Annotated in this window: 17 protein-coding genes; 15 read left to right on the top strand and 2 right to left on the bottom strand. The window is 53.6% G+C overall.

Features of this window, described 5'->3' with window-relative positions; all coding sequences use genetic code 11:
• Position 1 precedes the first annotated feature (1 nt).
• The 8 genes from EVJ22_RS05435 (at position 2) to yajC (ending at position 7,544) form a co-directional block, all read left to right on the top strand.
• On the top strand, positions 2-1,435 hold the full coding sequence (locus EVJ22_RS05435; RefSeq protein ID WP_233589611.1) for an L-aspartate oxidase: 1,434 nt from the start codon (positions 2-4) through the stop codon (positions 1,433-1,435).
• Positions 1,389-2,258 carry a carboxylating nicotinate-nucleotide diphosphorylase gene (gene nadC, locus EVJ22_RS05430; protein ID WP_131443441.1) on the top strand — a complete coding sequence of 290 codons (870 nt, stop codon included), beginning with the start codon at positions 1,389-1,391 and terminating at the stop codon, positions 2,256-2,258. Before EVJ22_RS05435 ends, nadC begins: the two co-directional genes overlap by 47 nt.
• On the top strand, positions 2,221-3,300 hold the full coding sequence (gene nadA, locus EVJ22_RS05425; protein WP_131443440.1) for a quinolinate synthase NadA: 1,080 nt from the start codon (positions 2,221-2,223) through the stop codon (positions 3,298-3,300). Before nadC ends, nadA begins: the two co-directional genes overlap by 38 nt.
• 84 nt (positions 3,301-3,384) lie before the next feature.
• A complete protein-coding gene (ruvA, locus tag EVJ22_RS05420; RefSeq protein WP_070327680.1) occupies positions 3,385-3,972 on the top strand; it encodes a Holliday junction branch migration protein RuvA in 588 nt (195 codons plus the stop codon).
• Between the two features lie 10 nt (positions 3,973-3,982).
• A complete protein-coding gene (gene ruvB, locus EVJ22_RS05415) occupies positions 3,983-4,978 on the top strand; it encodes a Holliday junction branch migration DNA helicase RuvB (protein ID WP_071399448.1) in 996 nt (331 codons plus the stop codon).
• Positions 4,979-4,996: 18 nt separating this feature from the next.
• On the top strand, positions 4,997-6,040 hold the full coding sequence (queA, locus tag EVJ22_RS05410) for a tRNA preQ1(34) S-adenosylmethionine ribosyltransferase-isomerase QueA (protein ID WP_083274023.1): 1,044 nt from the start codon (positions 4,997-4,999) through the stop codon (positions 6,038-6,040).
• Positions 6,037-7,182: a tRNA guanosine(34) transglycosylase Tgt gene (tgt, locus tag EVJ22_RS05405; protein ID WP_070327677.1), complete on the top strand. Its 1,146-nt coding sequence runs from the start codon at positions 6,037-6,039 to the stop codon at positions 7,180-7,182. The genes queA and tgt overlap by 4 nt, the downstream gene beginning before the upstream one ends.
• A gap of 83 nt (positions 7,183-7,265) precedes the next feature.
• Positions 7,266-7,544: a preprotein translocase subunit YajC gene (gene yajC, locus EVJ22_RS05400; RefSeq protein WP_070327676.1), complete on the top strand. Its 279-nt coding sequence runs from the start codon at positions 7,266-7,268 to the stop codon at positions 7,542-7,544.
• Positions 7,545-7,570: 26 nt separating this feature from the next.
• On the opposite strand, the gene EVJ22_RS05395 is transcribed toward yajC, so the two are convergent.
• The gene (locus tag EVJ22_RS05395) at positions 7,571-8,725 is read right to left on the bottom strand and encodes an FAD-dependent oxidoreductase (protein WP_071399450.1); all 1,155 of its coding nucleotides are present in this window, start codon (positions 8,723-8,725) and stop codon (positions 7,571-7,573) included.
• A gap of 176 nt (positions 8,726-8,901) precedes the next feature.
• Here EVJ22_RS05395 and EVJ22_RS05390 point away from each other — a divergent pair, with 176 nt between their 5' ends.
• Together EVJ22_RS05390 and EVJ22_RS05385 are read left to right on the top strand one after the other, a co-directional pair.
• Complete coding sequence (locus tag EVJ22_RS05390; RefSeq protein WP_071399451.1) at positions 8,902-10,701, top strand: methyl-accepting chemotaxis protein; 1,800 nt, start codon at positions 8,902-8,904, stop codon at positions 10,699-10,701.
• A 14-nt stretch (positions 10,702-10,715) separates the two neighbouring features.
• Positions 10,716-11,012, top strand: coding sequence for a hypothetical protein (locus EVJ22_RS05385; RefSeq protein ID WP_131443439.1), 297 nt, complete (start codon positions 10,716-10,718; stop codon positions 11,010-11,012).
• Positions 11,013-11,136: 124 nt separating this feature from the next.
• Here the strand turns inward: EVJ22_RS05385 and zupT are convergent, their stop codons facing one another.
• A complete protein-coding gene (gene zupT / locus EVJ22_RS05380) occupies positions 11,137-12,003 on the bottom strand; it encodes a zinc transporter ZupT (protein ID WP_071399453.1) in 867 nt (288 codons plus the stop codon).
• A gap of 218 nt (positions 12,004-12,221) precedes the next feature.
• Here zupT and secD point away from each other — a divergent pair, with 218 nt between their 5' ends.
• From secD to EVJ22_RS05355, 5 genes are all read left to right on the top strand, one after another.
• On the top strand, positions 12,222-13,523 hold the full coding sequence (gene secD / locus EVJ22_RS15695; RefSeq protein WP_084813086.1) for a protein translocase subunit SecD: 1,302 nt from the start codon (positions 12,222-12,224) through the stop codon (positions 13,521-13,523).
• A complete protein-coding gene (secF, locus tag EVJ22_RS15690) occupies positions 13,513-14,442 on the top strand; it encodes a protein translocase subunit SecF (RefSeq protein WP_131443438.1) in 930 nt (309 codons plus the stop codon). The genes secD and secF overlap by 11 nt, the downstream gene beginning before the upstream one ends.
• A 102-nt stretch (positions 14,443-14,544) precedes the next feature.
• Positions 14,545-16,842, top strand: a complete 2,298-nt coding sequence (recJ, locus tag EVJ22_RS05365) for a single-stranded-DNA-specific exonuclease RecJ (RefSeq protein ID WP_070327671.1) — start codon at positions 14,545-14,547, stop codon at positions 16,840-16,842.
• 1 nt (position 16,843) lies between these two features.
• Positions 16,844-17,362 carry an adenine phosphoribosyltransferase gene (locus EVJ22_RS05360; protein WP_071399455.1) on the top strand — a complete coding sequence of 173 codons (519 nt, stop codon included), beginning with the start codon at positions 16,844-16,846 and terminating at the stop codon, positions 17,360-17,362.
• 187 nt (positions 17,363-17,549) lie between these two features.
• Positions 17,550-19,739, top strand: coding sequence for a RelA/SpoT family protein (locus tag EVJ22_RS05355; RefSeq protein WP_070327670.1), 2,190 nt, complete (start codon positions 17,550-17,552; stop codon positions 19,737-19,739).
• Position 19,740 lies beyond the last annotated feature (1 nt).

Here is a 19,740-nt window from a genome sequence, read left to right as displayed (position 1 = left end):
GATGTCTTTACAATTAAAACAAGTCGATGTTTTGATTATCGGGGCGGGGTTGGCCGGGGTCACGGTGGCACTCCATTTGCCGGAGACGTACCGCATCCTCCTCGTCTCAAAACGTGACGTGACCTCCTCGAACTCTGACCTCGCCCAAGGCGGGATCGCGAGTTCATATTTGGAGCCGTCGAGTCTCGATCACGCACACGATACGCTCGTCGCTTCCAAGATGACGGCGCAAGCGGACCGGGTCGTCACGCTCGTCGAGGACGGCCGTGGTGTCGTTTCAGAGATGGAGCGGTTCGGTGTTGCGTTCGACCGGGACGAGTCCGGGTATAAGATCGGCCGAGAAGGCGCCCACGGGAAACATCGGATCTACCACGTCGGAGGTGACGAGACCGGACGTCATGTGATGACCGCGTTACGGGAACGGCTCCCGCAAAACGTTGAAGTGATGGAGCACGTCTTGATCGACGGACTGACAAAAACGGGAGGCCGAGTCGTCGGTGCGACCGGTTTCCAAGGTGACGAACGAATCCATATTCAAGCGGGCGCGGTCGTCTTGGCGACAGGTGGCATCGGCGGGCTCGTCGATTGGACGTCGAACTGTCGGGCCGTGACGGGGGATGGACTCGTCTTGGCGAGCGCTGCCGGTGCCGAACTTTCCAACTTGACCGAGATTCAGTTTCATCCGACACTGCTAGCGGTCGAGACGCCGCACCTCGTGACCGAGGCGCTGCGAGGTGCGAGTGCGGAACTCGTCGATGAGGACGGGTGTCACGTGATGCGGCACCATCCGCTAGGCAGTCTGGCGCCCCGTGATGAAGTGGCGGCCGTGCTCACGCGTCACTGCGGCCCGGTCTATCTCGATACGAGTCGCGTCAAAGACATTGCGGCCCGGTTCCCGAAATTGTGGGCGACGTGTCAGGCCGAACGGATCGACGTCGCTCGCATCCCGGTCCGGCCGGGTCTGCATTTTCATATGGGCGGGGTGCGGGTCGATGAAACCGGATCGACGGGTGTGGCCGGGCTTTACGCGGTCGGTGAAGTCGCCGACACGGGTGTTCACGGGATGAACCGGTTGGCTTCTAATTCACTACTTGAATGCTGGGTGTTCGGAAAACGGGTCGCTGCATCGGTGCGACTTGAAGAAAGGCCGTTCACGGTGACTGAAGTGACCGCTTATGAGTTATCGAAGGAGGCGTTTCAAGCGTATCGTCGGCGATTAGGCAACTGGCTGACAATCTCGCCTGAGTTTGGAGAAATGAGAAGTTTCTTAGAAAATACCCAACAACTGGCACGGACGAAACACGTGACAAGACAATTGGCAGAACGAACATTACAACTTGAGGCGGGCCGGATTTTAGCACGCGCCTTTATGAGAACGGAGGAGTTCCATGAACAGAACGTTACTGCGCGAACAGCTCACACAATTTCTAACTGAGGATATCGGATTTGGAGACGCCTCGAGCGCGCTCATCGACCCGCTCGACGGGGCGACAGCCGTCGTCACCGCCAAGGCGGACGGGGTCTTCGCCGGTGTTGACGTCGTGATGGAACTCGCGGCGATGCAGCGGCTCGTCGTCGAACAGTGCCGTGACGATGGGACGGATTTGAAAAAAGGTGACGTCATGTTCGCTTTGCGGGGCAAGACGCGGACGATCCTCGAGACGGAACGGGTACTGCTCAACCTCGTGCAACACATGTGCGGCATCGCCACGCTGACAAGGTGCTGTGTCGAGGCGCTCGCCGACCCAGCGATCCGGGTCACCGACACGCGGAAGACGACGCCGGGACTGCGGATGCTTGAAAAATACGCCGTCCGATGTGGTGGGGGGTACAACCATCGGCTGCGTCTTGACGATGCGGTCATGATCAAAGACAACCATATTGCGGCACTAGGGGGCATCACGCGGGCCGTCGAAGCGGCGAGAGCTCAAAACGGGCACACGACACCGATCGAAGTCGAGGTCGAGACGATCGAGCAGTTGCGTGAGGCGATCGCGGCAAGTCCTGACATCATCATGCTCGATAACCGGTCACCGGAAGAGTTGAAGGCGTGGGTTGCGCTCGTGCCGTCCCACATCACGACGGAAGCGTCGGGTGGGATCACCGTCGACACGATCGCCGCCTACCGCGGTACGGGCGTCGACGTCATCTCGGTCGGACAGTTGACGAATTCGGTGACGGCTCTCGATTGCAGCTTAAATCTTAAAGGAGGGGTCAAATATGCAGTTACTCGGAACGATGCCAGCACAATACGCTAATATGACGATCGAACAGATGGAAGCACGGATCGAAGCCATTAAAGCACGGCTCGGCAGCCGGCTGTTTCTACCGGCACATCACTATCAAAAGGATGAGGTCGTCCAGTTCGCGGACGCGACCGGAGATTCGCTCCAGCTCGCACGACTCGCCGAACAAATGAATGGGGCCGAGTTTATCGTCTTTTGCGGCGTCCATTTCATGGCCGAGACGGCCGACATGCTGACACGCGACGACCAACTCGTCATCTTGCCGGACATGCGGGCCGGTTGTTCGATGGCGGATATGGCCGATATCGACCAGACCGAGATTGCTTGGGAGGAATTGACCGACTTGTTCGGTGACGACATCATCCCGATCACGTATGTCAATTCGACGGCAGCGATCAAGGCGTTCGTCGGAAAGAACGGCGGTGCGACCGTCACGTCGTCAAACGCCCACGACATCGTCCGTTGGGCACTCGAGACTGGCGAACGGATTATGTTCTTGCCAGATCAACACCTAGGGCGCAACACGGCGTTTGATCTCGGTGTGCCGCTGGCGGCGATGGCCGTCTGGGACCCGCTTCGTGAGCGTCTCGACTACGAGGGCGACATCGAAGACGTACGGGTCATCCTCTGGAAAGGGCATTGTTCGGTCCACGAGAAGTTCAATGTCGCCCAAATCGAGGCGTTGCGGAAGCATGACCCGGAACGACGCATCATCGTCCATCCCGAGTGTACGTTTGACGTCGTGCAGGCGGCGGACGAGGCCGGGTCGACGTCATACATCATCGACCAGATCGAGGCGAGCGCTCCGGGGACGAAGTGGGCCGTCGGGACGGAGATGAACTTGGTCAATCGACTAGCAATGACGCATCCCGAGCAAGACATCGTCTCCCTCAACCCGTACATGTGTCCGTGTCTGACGATGAACCGCATCGATTTGCCGCATCTGTTGTGGGCGCTCGAGTCGCTCGAGACGGATCCGGTCAACATCATTCGTGTCGATGAGGAAACGACGAAATGGGCAACGCTCGCCCTTGAGCGGATGTTAGCGAGATAACGGACAGGCGATCGCCTGTCCTTTTTTCACGACGTTTTCTATGGTACAATGAATGCAGTTTTCCTATGAAGAGGAGATAACAAAGTGATTGAATTCGTAAAAGGATCCGTCGCCTACGTGTGTGCGGAATATATAACGTTGGATGTTTCGGGCGTCGGCTACAAAGTACATGTGCCTAACCCGTTTTTTTATCGTGAACAAGACGAACATGTAATCGTGTTTACGCACCATTACGTCAGAGAAGATCAACAGACGCTGTACGGTTTCCGGTCACGCCGGGAGCGCGAACTGTTCAATAAACTGCTCGGCGTCAACGGCATCGGACCGAAAGGCGCGCTCGCCATCGTCGCCTCGGGCGACATGGACGCGTTGATTGACGCAATCGAGACCGAGAACGAGAAGTACTTGATGAAGTTCCCGGGCGTCGGCAAGAAGACGGCCAAACAAATGGCGCTCGATTTAAAAGGGAAGTTGTCAGAGCTCGCACCGGACTACGTGCCGAACACAGGCTTGTTCGCACAAGGCTCGTCAGAACTTGACGAAGCGTGTGAAGCGCTCGCCGCTCTCGGTTATTCGGAACGTGAGATCACACGTGTCCGTAAAGAGTTGAATTCAGAAATATTGACGACAGACGCTTACATAAAGCGCGCCCTGCAATTGTTGTTGAAATAAGGAGGAACCTATGGACGAACGATTGTTGTCACAATCCCACCAACAGTATGAAGACTCTGAAGAGTGGAGCCTGCGTCCGCAACGGTTCGAGCAGTATATCGGACAAGAGAAGGCGAAAGGGAACTTATCCGTCTTTATCCAAGCGGCAAAAATGCGGAGCGAGACGCTCGACCACGTCCTCCTTTACGGGCCACCCGGTCTAGGGAAGACGACGCTCGCGCAAATTATCGCCAACGAGATGGGCGTCGGCATCAAGACGACAGCCGGCCCCGCGATCGAACGGCCCGGCGACTTAGCAGCGATCTTGTCAACGCTCGAGCCGGGAGACGTCCTGTTTATTGACGAGATCCATCGGCTCAGCCGGACGATTGAAGAGATCTTATATCCGGCGATGGAAGACTACTGTCTCGATATCGTCTACGGGCAAGGCGAGATGGCGCGCAGCGTCCGCATCGACTTGCCGCCGTTCACGCTCGTCGGCGCGACGACACGGGCCGGCATGTTGTCGGCCCCGCTCCGTGACCGTTTCGGGGTGACGCTCAAACTTGAGTATTACGAGGCACACGAACTCGCGGCCATCGTCAGCAGGACGGCCCAGCTGTTCCGTCTGTCGATCTCACCGGAAGCGAGCGGCGCGATCGCCAAACGCGCACGCGGGACGCCACGGATCGCCAACCGGCTGTTGCGTCGTGTCCGTGACTTCGCGCAAGTGGAAGGGACGAAAGAAATCGACCCGGCCATGGCATCGAGTGCGCTCGATCGCCTGCACGTCGACGCCCTCGGGCTCGACGAGGTCGACCATCGGCTCTTGCGGGCCATGGTCGAACGGTTCGGCGGCGGTCCAGTCGGGCTCGAGACGCTCGCCGCGACAATCGGTGAAGACGCCCAGACGATCGAGGACGTCTACGAACCATACTTGTTACAACAAGGCTTCCTCCAGCGGACACCGCGAGGACGCATGATCACACAATACGCTAAGACGCATTTTGGATACGAAGAGGAGTAAATGATGCAAGATATTCAATTGAACGTAAACGACTATGATTTTGACTTGCCAGAAGAATTGATCGCCCAAGTCCCGCTCCTTGATCGGACGAGCTCACGTTTGCTCGTCCTCGACCGTGACACAGGTGACATCGAGCACCGCCACTTCCGTGACGTGCTCGACTATTTACAAGCAGGCGACGCGCTCGTCGTCAACGATTCACGTGTCTTGCCGGCCCGTCTGTTCGGGGCGAAACAAGAGACGGGCGGCAAAGTCGAGCTGCTGCTCTTGAAGCAGACCGAAGATGACGTCTGGGAAGCGCTCGTCAAACCGGCGAAGAAAGTCCGCGTCGGCGCCATCGTCGAATTCGGGAACGGATTGCTCCGGGCCGAATGTGTCGAGGAGCTCCCGGAAGGCGGACGCCGCTTCAAGTTCGAGTATGACGGGATCTTCTATGAGATTTTAGACGAGCTCGGCACGATGCCGCTCCCGCCTTACATCCGCGAACAGCTTGACGATCAAGACCGCTACCAGACCGTCTACGCCCGCGAACGCGGCAGTGCGGCCGCACCGACGGCAGGTCTTCATTTCACAGAAGAATTGCTCGAGGCTGCCCAGGCGAAAGGGGTCAACTTGATCCCGCTCACACTTCACGTCGGGCTCGGGACGTTCCGCCCGGTCACGGCCGATACGATCGAAGAGCATACGATGCATAGCGAGTACTTTGAACTGTCCGAGCAATCGGCACGGGCGCTCCGTGACGTCCGCGCGAGCGGCGGCCGCGTCTTCGCGGTCGGAACGACGTCGACACGGACGCTCGAGACGATCATGCGCGATCACGGGGATTTCGTCGAGTCATCGGGCTGGACGGACATCTTTATTTACCCTGGCGTCGAGTTGAAGGCGATCGATGGACTGATCACGAACTTCCATCTGCCGAAGTCAACGCTCGTCATGCTCGTCTCGGCGTTCGCGTCACGCGACATCATCTTACACGCCTACCGAACCGCGGTGGAAAACGAATACCGCTTCTTCAGCTTTGGAGACGCGATGCTCATTACGAGGAAGGAAGAAAACAAATGACCAAACATGCAGTCACATACGAACACATCCACACGTGTAAACAATCAGGAGCGCGGCACGGGATCGTCCATACGCCGCACGGCTCGTTCGAGACGCCTGTCTTCATGCCGGTCGGCACGCAGGCGAGCGTCAAGACGATGGCACCTGAACAAGTGAAAGCGATGGGTGCGAACATCATCTTATCGAACACGTACCACCTATGGATTCGTCCCGGACACGAGGTCGTCAAGCAAGCGGGCGGACTTCACAAGTTCATGAACTGGGACGGCGCGATCTTGACGGACTCAGGCGGCTTCCAAGTGTTCTCACTCGCTGACCTGCGTAACATTCAAGAAGAAGGCGTCCATTTCCGTAACCATTTGAACGGGGACAAGTTGTTCTTGTCACCAGAAAAGGCGATGGAAATCCAAAACGCGCTCGGTGCGGACATTATGATGGCGTTCGATGAGTGCCCGCCGTTCCCGGCGACGCATGAATACATGAAGAAGTCGGTCGAGCGGACAAGCCGTTGGGCCGAACGTTGCCTCGCGGCGCACGAACGTCCGGAGGACCAGGCGCTGTTCGGCATCATCCAAGGTGGCGAGTACGAAGACCTTCGCCGTCAAAGCGCCGAAGACCTCGTCTCACTCGATTTCCCGGGTTATGCGGTCGGCGGTTTGTCGGTCGGCGAACCGAAAGACGTCATGTATCGGGCGCTCGAGTTCACGACACCGTTCATGCCGGAAGATAAGCCGCGCTACTTGATGGGCGTCGGATCACCGGATGCGTTGATCGAAGGTTCGATTCGCGGGATCGACATGTTCGACTGCGTCTTGCCGACACGGATCGCCCGTAACGGCACGCTCATGACGTCTAAAGGTCGCGTGACGATCAAACACGCCAAACATAAGACGGACTTTGGCCCGATCGATGAGAAGTGCGATTGCTATACGTGTAAGAACTATTCACGGGCATACGTGCACCATTTGATCCGTGCCGATGAGATGTTCGGTCTCCACCTTTGCTCGACGCATAACCTTCATTTCCTCGTGAATTTGATGGAGCAGGTCCGTCAAGCGATCCGCGAAGACCGTCTCCTCGATTTCAAAGAAGAGTACTTCGAAGAATATGGATATAACAAACCGAACGCCAAGAATTTCTAATTCTTCTAACAGCGATTATGTGACAACGAATCGGTTTCACGGTATAATGAACCTGATATTGAAGGAAAGGGTGAATTCTACAAATGGAAACTCTCGTAGCACTATTACCGATGATCCTTATTTTCGTCGTGTTCTACTTCTTGTTGATCCGTCCACAGACGAAGCGACAAAAGCAAGTACAAACGATGCAAAATGCGCTTGAGCGTGGCGATCATGTCGTGACGATTGGCGGCCTTCACGGTGTCGTCCATCAGATCGAAGACACAGAAGTCACATTGAAATGCGACCAAGCACTTCTCAAGTTCAATCGCAGTGCGATTGCTGAAGTGACGAAAAAAGGAAACTCTTCATTCGCTGAGTAAGCAAATGACGCCTGACCAGTATATGGTCAGGCGTTTTTTCGTGCGGGTAATAGGCGAGGAATGATACGACGAGCCCCTTCTTGACCGCCGTAGATGGCACGAGCGAACGGACCGACGATCAAGTCGGCGTAAGCGCCAGTCATGTAGAAGTTGTCTGTCCAAGCGAGTGAGGCATCAAGTACCGGTGTGCCGCATGGGGTGAGCGGTAAGTCGAGCTGCTCCATGAGCGGCCGTAAAAACGTCTCTTTCGGATGGAGCGGGCGGATCCCCGTGCAGCAGACGATCTCGTCAGACGGCAACGCAATCCCGTCGACGAATAACTGGTCACCGTCACGGACCGCTTCTCCAATGATGTGTCGAATTTCACCAAGTTGCACGAGCCGCTTCACTTTCAAGACGAGGTCGTTCGGGGACGTCCCAGGCTTTCGTTCTTGCTTGACGAAGTCACGTTTCTCGATCCAGTTGTCTTCCAACTGATGGAAAGCGCGTAACCCCTTTGGACCCATGAAACTGCGGTCGGCGTCGAACTGGCTCACCTCGAGCGGGCGCTTCGTGACGAGCGTGACGTCATGGCCTTTACTATGACGCGATACCGTATAATGTAACGCCGTGATCCCGCCGCCGACGACGGTAACGTTCGATTGTTCCGGCTGATCGTTAGCTGAAAAGACGTGTCGGCATGTCGGGATGTCCGCAAAGCCCGGTAGATGCATCGAGCTCGATTGACCGGTCGAAACGATGACCGTCTCGGCGGTAATCCGTCGAGTCGATGTCGTCACTTCGTAGACGTTGCCGGACCGTTTAATCGAGGAGACGGGTTGATTGCCTAAAAAACGAGAACGAAGATTAAAGTCCGCGATGAGTTGATCACAATGATCGTTGAACAACGCTAAAGACGGTCGGCCGAACGTATCCTTGAAATGATAAGAGCCATAGTCGTTCGCCGCCGCGAACTGTTTCAACGCGTATGGATTAGACGATATATGATGGACGCGCGTCGAGCGCAAATGTGACATTTCAATATGAGCGGTTTGGGACTTCCAGTTCTTGAGTAGTTGATCGTGAGCGTCAATTAGCAGAAGCTCTTCTAACGCACCGCCTTGTTCTAAATAAGATACAGCGAGGGTCATACCGTGAACGCCGGCGCCGATGATTAATACCCGTGTTGACAGATCAGTCATGCTTCCACCTCTTAAATAGTAATAGTTACGATTTGTATCATAGGGTAAGTGTCTGCTTTTTGTCAAACTTCATCAATCCCTCGAATCATCGACCTCATTTCCAAAAATCAAATTGATTAGTGAAAACGTTTGCATTAATGTCAAGTTGAGAAGAAATTGGAAATGAGGAAACGGACATGGACGTTAAACGATTATTACAACCGATTAAAAAATGGCAAGGTTGGGCTCGCGTCAAACGACTGAAAGGACGTTCGTCGATCAAACGAACGAAAGGCCGTTCATCGATGCGACGGAAGATGGCGATCGCGCTCGTGCCGACAATCATTGCCTTGCTCCTCGTCGGCGCGCTCGGTTCTTATCAATTAAAAAATGCCACTGCTGAGTACGATCGGGTGTTGAACGAAGGTCTCCGTGACATGTTGATCGCCGAAGATTTGGCGTTGACCGTTACAGATGCCGAGCGCTACTTGAATTATTATTTACTCGTCTCGAACCCGAAGACGTTAATCAGCTTAGAAGCGTCGCAACAAAAGCGTGACGAATTGATGGATGCACTTAAAAAGTCTTCATCTGACGACAAAGTGCTCAGTTGGCTCGGGGACTTAGAGAAGTTCAATCAACTGCTCGATACCGATATGGCACGTGCCATCGAGCTGCGCCAACAACAAGATGAGATCGGGTACAAGACGGTACTCAACACGAGCGTGACCCCGACGACCGATCGGGTCCGGATGACGGTCACCGATCTCGTCGCCCATCAAGCGGAGATGCTAGACGATGAGACGGCGGCTGTGCAAGCAAACGCCGGCACCTCGATCGTCTGGATGATCATCATCAGTATCATCGGTGTCGCCATCGGGCTGTTGTCGCTCTATGCGCTCCAAAAACTGTTCTTAACACCGATCAACCGTCTCGTCCGTGAAGCACGAGTCGTCGCGGAAGGGGACTTGACCGGTGAAGACATCGCCGTCGAATCGAATGATGAGCTTGGTGATCTCGTGACGGCCTTTAACGAGATGAAACACAACCTCGTCGGGTTGATCCGCCAGGTCGGAGCTGCTTCGGATAAAGTGACGGCGTATTCGGAAGAGTTATACGCGAGCACGGACCACGTCGCGACGACGACTCAAGGCGTGGCTGGACTGTTCGAAGACATGAATATCGCGGCCCAAGTGTCGGCCAAGCGCGCCGAGGAAGGGACGTCTGGCGTCAATCAGGCTGTCACCGGCTTGAATCAAATCGCTGCCGCCTCCCAAGGTGTGAATGAACAGACGATTCATACACTTGAGGCGGCGAGCGGCGGACTTGAGACGATTCAGTTGGCCGAGAGTCAGATGCAAGAGATTCAACGGGCCAACGACCTGACCCAACAGATGGTCGAACGTTTATCGAACCAATCGCTTGAGATTGAAAAGATCACCCGGTCGATCACGGCCATCACCGAACAGACGAACTTGCTCGCTTTGAACGCCGCCATCGAGGCAGCGCGGGCAGGGGAGCACGGGAAAGGGTTCGCGGTCGTCGCCGCTGAAGTCCGTAAACTCGCCGAAGAGTCGAAACAATCGGCCAAGAAGATTCAAGCGGTCGTCGTCGATATCCAACGCGACACGAAACAAGTTGAGGCGGCGTTTGACGTGACGAGCGGTCATGTGACGAACGGCGTCGCCCAAATGGGTGAAGTCGCCGGGGCGTTCCGTGAAATCGTGTCGGTCATTCAAGAGACGTCGCGTCAGATGAGCGAAATTGCCGCGGCGACAGAGGAAGTCAGTGCGAATACGACCGAAGTCGCGGTCTCGGTCGAGGACATGTCGACGAACGCGGTTTCGACGCAACGCAGTGTCGAAGAAGCGGGGGCGAACGTGGAAGAACAGCTCGCCGCGATTCAAGAAATCAATGGCATCGCCGAGACGATGAGCCATATGTCGGTCGAGTTGAAAGATCTCGTCCACTTGTTCAAGACTTCTACACCGCATTGAAAAGGGGTTTAAGTGTGGACAATACGAGCGATTTAATCGGGATATTAGTAGACAAGACAGCAAATGATGCAGAAAGAGACGATGCTGCTATCGATTTGGGTTTTATTTCAAACAATGAAGCAATAGAGATTGCATTGTTGACCGTCGCAAATGATGAAGGCACGGATGAGATGATTCGAGCAAGTTGTGGAGAATCTTTAGCACAAATTTGGATTGAAAATAATGTATTAAACCTTAAAAACATTTCATTGCTGACAGGAATCGCTTTTTTTAAAGCGCTAGAAATTTTTAAGAAGAAAAACTCTGAATGATGAGTAGAGAACAAAATCATCTTAAGTGAACTACTATCTATGAAATGAAAAGAGGTCATTGAGACGGATAATCCGTTTCAACGACCTCTTTATTGATAGGTGCATAGATTGACACATGTCTTCGTTACATTAAAAGAACAAGACTCGCTGCCATAACCATCATTCCGGCGACCATGCCGTATACCGCATGATGGGCTCGGCCGTATTCACGGGCGGCCGGTAACAGTTCGTCGAGCGAGATGAATACCATGATCCCGCCGACGGCTGCGAACAACAAACCGAAGATCGTATCGTTCAAGAATGGCATCAAAATCAAGAAGCCGACAATGGCACCGACCGGTTCCGCTAGACCTGACAGGAACGAGAGTTTTAACGCTTTCTTCCGCGAGCCGGTCGCGTAGTAAATCGGCACCGACACGGCAATCCCTTCCGGAATATTGTGCAAGGCGATGGCAATCGCGATGGCGATACCGACGGCCGGGTCGTCGAGCGCGGAGATGAACGTGGCTAGTCCTTCAGGGAAGTTATGAATCGTGATGGCGAGCGCCATAAACAGACCCATTTTGTGAAGACGTTGTTTTGTCTCCTGATTTAACGGCACAGGCTCACCCTCTGTTGCGGTTGCGGTCGTGGCCAGTTCTTGTGACGACGGATCGTTTTGCATCGTCTCGACGAATTTGACTTCATGCGGGTTTTCAGGGGAGGGGATCAACTTATCGATTAAAGCGATCAGAAGCATCCCTCCAAAAAATGCGAGCACGGTATAAATTGTGCCGGCTTTTTCCCCATGGGCACCGACGAGTTCGACAAGCGCTTTCGGGAAGATCTCAATGAACGAGACGTAAATCATGACACCGCCCGAGAAGCCGAGCGAGATTGACAGAAAGGCTGTGTTCGTCCGCTTCGCGAAGAAGGCAATCATGCTTCCGATCCCGGTCGCGAGCCCAGCGAATAGTGTCAATAAAAAGGCGAAAATAATTGTACTATCCATTGTAGAGGACTCCTTTGCAAACGTGATATATTTTCGATAGTCATAGCATAACGCAAGTTTTGCCCTAATGCAACTTTTAGTCGTTCGGGCAAAAAAGCCAGAAAATCTCGAGGTTGATGTTACAATTTTAGGAAAACGATTGATAAATGTTTAGAATATTTGTAATGTTAACGGGAGAAGTTTTATATAGAACACGTATCTAGAAAGGAAATAGCCGTATGTACAAAAAAGGGAATATCGCGATTTTTGCGGTCATCATGATCGCAACGATCTTGCTCGCTGTGTTCACGACGCCATGGGTCGTCAAGAACACGAACCTTGGACTCGACTTAAAAGGCGGATTTGAAGTGCTGTACGAAGTCCAGCCACTCGAAGACGGTGATGTCATCGATCAATCAGCGATGAATGCAACCGTTCGCGCTATCAACAACCGTGTCAACGTCTTAGGTGTCTCTGAACCGGATATCCGGATTGAAGACGAGAACCGAATTCGTGTCCAGTTAGCTGGTGTCTCGAATCAGAATGATGCGCGGGAAGTGCTGTCGTCGACAGCGCAGCTCACGTTCCGTGACATCGATGACAACGTCTTGCTCGATGGGAAAGACCTCGCACCACGTGGGGCTGCCATCAGTTATGACCAACAAGGGAACCCGGTCGTCGAGTTGACGCTCCAGTCAGCGGAACAGTTCGGCGAAGTGACGTCGAAAATCGCAGAGCGTCCGGCCCCAGAGAACCGTCTCGTCATCTGGTTAGACTTTGAAGAAGGCGATTCATATGAAGAAGAGATTCAAAAAGAGAACTCGAAGATCGTCTCAGATGCTTCGGTCAACGGACCAATCCTATCTGACAAAGCGATCATTTCGGGCGGCGATATCGATGCCGAAAGCGGACAACGCTTGGCCGACATTTTGAACGCCGGCGCGCTTCCAGTCAAGCTCGAAGAGATTTACTCGACGTCAGTATCAGCCCAGTTCGGACAAGACGCGCTCGATAAGACTGTCTTCGCTTCGCTCATCGGGATTGCAGCTGTCTTCTTGTTCATGTTGTTCTTCTATCGTTTACCTGGACTCGTCTCGATCATCACGCTCGTCTTGTATATCAATTTGATCATGTTGTTCTTTAACGGTATCAACGCCGTCTTGACGCTGCCAGGAATTGCCGCTCTCGTCCTCGGGGTCGGGATGGCAGTTGACGCGAACATCATCACGGCCGAGCGGATTAAAGACGAGCTTCGCTCAGGCAAGTCGGTACTGTCGGCGTTCCGCGCCGGTAACCGCCGTTCGCTCAGTACGATCATCGATGCCAACTTGACGACGCTCATCTCAGCCGCTGTGTTGTTCTACTTCGGGACAAGCTCGGTTCGAGGGTTCGCCATCATGCTCATGATCTCAATTGCGATGACGTTCATCTCGAACGTCTTCATCTCACGTTATTTGATGCACCTCCTCGTCGCTAGTCGCTTGTTCGACAAACGAAAAGGTTGGTTTGGTGTGAAGGAGAGTGAAATCCGTGAACTTTAAGCTCACTGAATTAAATTATGTGAAACATATGCGCACGCTGTTCATCATTTCGTGTGCCGTCGTTATCATCGGTCTCGGTATTTTATTCTTCCGAGGGTTAAACCTTGGAATCGACTTCGCGTCAGGGACGCGTGTCGAAGTGCAGACGGAGACACAAGTGTCACAACAAGAACTTGAAGCCGCCTTTACAGAAGCAGGCGTCAACGAGTCAATTTCTTCGATTCAATATGCCGATGGCGGGTCGCTTGCGAACGTGACGTTCGTCGGTCAGCTCAGCCAGGATGAAGTCGCTTCAGTTAAAACTGTATTTACGGAAACGTTTGGAAGTGATCCGAATATTAGTACCGTATCAGCCGAAGTCGGTCGCGACATCGCCCGTAACGCCGTCTATGCGGTCGCCCTTGCGTCGCTCGGGATCATTCTCTACATCACGTTCCGATTCCAATTCTCGTATGCGCTCGCGACCGTCGTCGCGATGTTGCACGATGCGTTCTTCATGATCGTCGCGTTCTCGATTTTTGGGATCGAAGTCAACTTGTACTTCGTCGCCGCGATCTTGACAATCATCGGGTACTCGGTCAACGATACGATCGTCACGTTCGACCGGGTGCGCGAGAATATTCAAGCGTACGAAAAAGAGCGGAAGATTAAGTCGATGAACGTCTACCGCGATATCGTCAACACGTCGATTCAAGAGACGATTGTCCGTTCGGTCAACACGGTCATCACCGTACTCGTGACGGCGCTCGCTTTGTACATCTTCGGAGCCGAGTCGATTCGCGGCTTCGCGGTCGCGCTTCTCATCGGACTTGTCATGGGGATGTATTCATCGATCTTCATCGCGTCATACCTCTGGCTCATGCTCAAAAAATTAACAATCAATAAAAAGAAACAAGCCACACCCGCCCCTGAGGCGTGATGACAAGGTCTTCCGATTCGTTCGGAGGACCTTTTTCATATGTCAAGACGGCAAAACACGTCCCCGTTCTGATATAATCAACAGTTGATTGGAGTGAAGGATATGTATCATGCAAAGAAACGGTGGGTGTATCCGGAGACGGATGCGGCCGCGATCGAACAACTACAGACAGAACTAAATATATCGGAACAACTCGCGACGTTGCTCACGCAACGAGGCCATCGAGAGCCTGACGCAGCGAAGGCGTTCCTTCAGATCGAGGATGAACTCGAGTTCCACGACCCGAACTTGTTCGAGCAGATGCCGAAAGTCGTCGAGCGCTTGAAGCGAGCGGCTGACGAAGGCGAGATGGTGCTCATCTATGGGGATTACGACGTCGATGGGGTCAGTGCCTCGGCTGTTATGTGGCATGCGTTGACTGAGATCGGGGTCATGGCCGAGTGCTATATCCCGAACCGGTTCACGGAAGGATACGGGCCAAACAAAGAAGCGTTCAGTTGGGCGGCAAGTGAAGGGTTCACGCTCGTCATCACGGTCGACTGTGGGATCTCGGGGATCGAAGAAGCGGCGCTGTTGAAAGAACTGAACGTCGACTTGATCATCACCGACCACCACGAGCCGAAAGCGACGCTACCTGACGCGTTTGCGATCATTCATCCACACATCGATCCGTCGTATCCATACGACAAACTCGCCGGAGCCGGAGTCGCCCTTAAAGTGGCACACGCCGTGCTCGGGCGGATGCCTGACGAGCTGCTCGACTTGGCTGTCCTCGGGACAATCGCCGATCTCGTCCCGCTCGACGGAGAAAACCGTCTGCTCGCGAAGCTGGGTCTCAAGGCGCTCGATGAATCGAAGCGGCCCGGGATTTTAGCGCTGCGCGAAGTTTGTGCCTTGACGGACAGCACGCTCAACGAAGAGTCGGTCGGGTTCGCGTTCGGTCCCCGCATCAATGCGGCCGGACGACTTGACTCGGCGATGCCAGCCCTCCAGATGCTGCTCGCCGAAAGTGTCGAAGAAGCACTCGTCTTAGCGAATCAACTCGATAAACAAAACAAAGAGCGTCAAGACATCGTCAAGACGATCGCGAAAGAAGCAACCGAACTCGTCGAAGCATCGATGACGGACGACCGTGTCCTCGTCGTCGCGAGCGAACGTTGGAATCCGGGTGTCGTCGGAATCGTCGCCTCACGTCTCGTCGAGGCGTACTATCGACCGGTCATCCTGCTCTGCCACGATCCGAAGACGGGGAAAGCTAAGGGTTCGGGCCGCTCGATCGATGGTTTTGACTTATTTAAAGAGCTTTCTAAAAACGAAGATATTCTCCCGCACTTCGGGGGACACCCGGCAGCGGCCGGGATGACGCTCATGTCAGAGAATGTGGCGGAGCTGAGACGACGCTTGAACGAGCAAGCGGAATCGATTCCGGACGAGACGTTCGTCGCCCGCGTGAACGTCGATTTGAAGCTCGACGTCAGCGACGTATCGCTCGACTTGATCGCAGAAATCGGCAAGCTCGCCCCGTTTGGGATGGGCAACCCGTCACCGCGCGTCGTCGTCGCGGACGCGAAACTGCGCGATATCCGTCAAATCGGGCGCGACAACACGCATCTTAAAGTTCAGCTTGCTGGAGACAAGCGCGAACTCGACGGCATCGGCTTCGGGTTCGGTCACGTCGTCTCGGAAATCTCGAAGATGGCACTCGTCTCGGTTATGGGGAGTCTCCAAGTGAACGAATGGAATGGGATGCGCAAGCCGCAACTCATGATCCAAGACATCCGTGTCGATGGGTTCCAAGTGTTCGATTATCGAGGTAAGAAAAACTCGATTGATGAATTGAGACAGCTTCCGAGTGACGCGACATCGTACGTGTCATTCAGAGGCGAGTCGAACGAGTTTTCACTCCACGATTTCAAAACGCCGGTCAAACGGTTCGTCGTCTTGCTCGATTTACCGGACGACGAGACGGCGCTGTCCGACCTGCTCAATGAAGACGTCGAGCGCGTCTATTGCGCGTTCGGCCAAGCGGGCAATTCGTTTTTCGAGAAATTGCCGAGCCGGGAAGATTTCCGAACGTATTACGTCCATATGGCCACGTGCGAACGGAAACACCTGCGTGAAAACTTGATTCGTTTGTCAATCGAACGAAAATGGACAAAAAATACGATTCAATTTATGCATCAAGTATTCTCTGAACTCGAATTTCTTGTTACAATGGAAGACGGACTGCCTGGAGTGAATCCAGAAGCACCGAAACGTGATTTGACCGAAGCGCCTTGTTACAAACGTCGCGTCGGACGAGAACAACTCGAAGAACGTTTCGTCTATGCGTCGTTGGCAGAGCTGAAAGAGCGGTTACAATCATTGCGATCGAACAAGATGCAGGAGGCTTACACATAAAATGGATTTCAAACAGCATATTAAAGAAGTAGCGGATTACCCGAAAGAAGGAATCAGCTTTAAAGACATCACGTCGCTCATGCAAGACGGACCTGCCTATAAGAAAGCGGTCGACGAATTGATCGTCTACGCGCAGGAACGTGGCGCTGAACTCATCGCCGGACCAGAAGCACGTGGATTCGTCGTCGGATGCCCGGCGGCTTACGCCCTCGAACTTGGCTTCGTCCCGGTACGTAAAGAAGGCAAGTTACCACGTGAGACAGTTCGCGTATCGTACGGTCTTGAATACGGTACGGACATTTTGACGATGCACAAAGATTCAATCAAGCCAGGTCAGCAAGTCGTCATCCTCGACGATTTACTGGCGACGGGTGGCACAATCGAAGCGACGATCAAAATGATCGAACAACTCGGTGGTGTCGTTGCTGGAATCGGGTTCTTGATCGAACTCGACGGCCTCGGTGGACGCGAACGTCTCGAAGGATACGACTTGTTCTCACTCATCCGCTACGAAGACTGAGGAAACGGGAAGCTCATGCTTCCCGTTTTTTGAATAGTTTTTGAGGAAAACAACCTACAACCTTTGACAGTTCGTCAGATTTTTTTGATAATGGTAATAAAAAATAGAATAACTTGTACGCAAACTACTACCATGCTGCGACGAATCCGAGACGTTGGGAGCGGTAAGAAAAAGGGTGTCGAATGTTATGACCAAAAAACAAATCGTAAGTATTGAGGATCTTCTCGACGCGCTCGGGAAGTATATGGATGAGCATGATGTTGCCGAAGTGAAACGCGCTTACGAATACGCAAAACTTCATCATACCGGTCAGTTCCGACGTTCAGGTGAACCCTACATCCTGCACCCGGTGCAAGTGGCCGGTATTCTCGTCGACATCGGCTTAGATGCGACGACGATTGTCGGTGCCTTGTTGCACGACGTTGTCGAGGACACGGATGTCACGCTCAAAGAACTAACTGACGAATTTGGGGTTGAAGTCGCCATGCTTGTCGATGGTGTGACGAAGCTTGGGAAGATCAAGTATAAGTCGAAGAAAGAAGAACTCGCGGAGAATCACCGCAAGATGATCATCGCGATGGCTGAAGACGTGCGCGTCATCTTGATCAAACTCGCCGACCGCTTGCACAACATGCGGACGTTGCAGCATATGCCGAAAGAGAAGCAAGTCCAAAAAGCCGAGGAGACGCTTGAAATCTTTGCGCCGCTCGCGCACCGGATGGGGATCTCGACGATCAAGTGGGAGCTTGAAGATATTTCGTTACGCTATATCAACCCGCAGCAATACTATAAGATCGTCTCGATGATGAAACAGAAACGGACAGAGCGTGAAGCGCTCGTCTCATCGGTCATCACCGAAGTGAACGCCGTGCTCGATGAAGTGAGTATCGAAGCCGATGTCAACGGTCGACCGAAACATATTTACTCGATTTACAATAAGATCGTGAAGCATAATAAAGAGTTCAATGAAATTTACGACTTGATGGCGGTCCGGATCATCGTCGATTCGATCCGTGATTGCTACGCTGTCCTCGGGATCATTCATACGCAGTACAAGCCGATGCCGGGTCGTTTCAAGGACTATATCGCCATGCCGAAACCGAACATGTATCAATCGCTTCACACGACGGTGATCGGACCGAAGGGTGAGCCGCTCGAGGTGCAGATCCGGACGAAGGACATGCACTTCATCGCCGAGTTCGGGATTGCCGCGCACTGGGCTTATAAAGAAGGCAAAAATGTCGCGACGAACGGGTTCGATGAAAAGATTGCCCATCTTCGTGAAATTTTAGAGTTGCAAAAAGATACGACCGACGCCGAAGAGTTCATGGAGTCGCTCAAAGTCGACTTCTTCAGCGACATGTTGTACGTCTTCACGCCAAAAGGTGACGTGTTCGAGTTGCCGAAAGGCTCGGTCCCGATCGACTATGCGTACCGCATCCATACCGAGATCGGTCATCGGATGACCGGTGCGAAAGTGAACGGACGCATGGTGCCGCTCGACCATAAACTTGAGACGGGTGACATCATTGAGATCATCACGTCGAAACATAGTTATGGACCGAGCAAGGACTGGCTCAAACTCGCCGTCTCGAGTCAGGCGAAGAATAAGATCCGCCAATGGTTCAAACGCCAGCAACGCGAAGAGAACGTCGAGAAAGGCAAAGAACTCGTCGACGTCGAGATCAAGAAGCTCGGCTTCGAACCGAAAGAAGTCATCGATGACCAGTCGATCAGCATCGTCGTCGAGAAGTTCAACTTTGGGAACGAAGAAGAGATGTACGCCGCCGTCGGCTATCACGGCATCACCGCGGCCCAAGTCGCGCACAAGTTGACGGAGAAGCAACGGAAAGAGCCGAAACTCGAACTGTCTGACGCGATCAACGAACTAAAAGTCAGCCAGTCACCGAAGAAGAAGACGGCCGAGGCCGGCGTCTCGGTCAAAGGAATCGACAATATGCTCATCCGGATGAGCCGGTGCTGTAACCCGGTGCCGGGCGACGAAATCGTCGGATATATCACCCGCGGTCGCGGCGTCTCGATCCACCGGAAAGACTGCTTAAACATCATCAACGAGCAACACCCGGAACGCCTCTTGACCGTCGAGTGGGAAGCGGGCCAGGCGAAAGAGAAGAACTACAACGTCGATATCGAGATCACCGGTTATGACCGGTCGGGACTGTTGAACGACGTGCTCCAAGCCGTCTCAGCGACGAACACGAACATCATCGCCGTCAGCGGACGTGGGGACCAAAACAAACAAGCCCGCATCTCGATGACGATCTCGATTCCGAACGTGAACCATTTGCAAAAAGTCGTCGACCGGATTAAACAGATCTCGGACGTATACTCGGTCAGCCGAGTCATGATGACGTAAC

This window comes from Exiguobacterium sp. SH0S7, from assembly GCF_004337195.1.
Lineage (GTDB): Bacteria > Bacillota > Bacilli > Exiguobacteriales > Exiguobacteriaceae > Exiguobacterium > Exiguobacterium aurantiacum_A.
Note: the sequence above shows the minus strand (reverse complement) of the source record. Positions and strands in the feature narration are given on the sequence as shown.

Bases quoted from the DNA above. Each gene is read 5' to 3' on its own strand.
- EVJ22_RS05395 (WP_071399450.1), bottom strand. From the start codon at position 8,725: ATGACTGATCTGTCAACACGGGTATTAATCATCGGCGCCGGCGTTCAC.
- tgt (WP_070327677.1), top strand. From the start codon at position 6,037: ATGACCAAACATGCAGTCACATACGAACACATCCACACGTGTAAACAA.
- secD (WP_084813086.1), top strand. From the start codon at position 12,222: ATGTACAAAAAAGGGAATATCGCGATTTTTGCGGTCATCATGATCGCA.
- recJ (WP_070327671.1), top strand. From the start codon at position 14,545: ATGTATCATGCAAAGAAACGGTGGGTGTATCCGGAGACGGATGCGGCC.
- ruvB (WP_071399448.1), top strand. From the start codon at position 3,983: ATGGACGAACGATTGTTGTCACAATCCCACCAACAGTATGAAGACTCT.
- EVJ22_RS05435 (WP_233589611.1), top strand. From the start codon at position 2: ATGTCTTTACAATTAAAACAAGTCGATGTTTTGATTATCGGGGCGGGG.
- EVJ22_RS05355 (WP_070327670.1), top strand. From the start codon at position 17,550: ATGACCAAAAAACAAATCGTAAGTATTGAGGATCTTCTCGACGCGCTC.
- nadC (WP_131443441.1), top strand. From the start codon at position 1,389: ATGAACAGAACGTTACTGCGCGAACAGCTCACACAATTTCTAACTGAG.
- nadA (WP_131443440.1), top strand. From the start codon at position 2,221: ATGCAGTTACTCGGAACGATGCCAGCACAATACGCTAATATGACGATC.
- EVJ22_RS05390 (WP_071399451.1), top strand. From the start codon at position 8,902: ATGGACGTTAAACGATTATTACAACCGATTAAAAAATGGCAAGGTTGG.
- EVJ22_RS05360 (WP_071399455.1), top strand. From the start codon at position 16,844: ATGGATTTCAAACAGCATATTAAAGAAGTAGCGGATTACCCGAAAGAA.
- yajC (WP_070327676.1), top strand. From the start codon at position 7,266: ATGGAAACTCTCGTAGCACTATTACCGATGATCCTTATTTTCGTCGTG.
- zupT (WP_071399453.1), bottom strand. From the start codon at position 12,003: ATGGATAGTACAATTATTTTCGCCTTTTTATTGACACTATTCGCTGGG.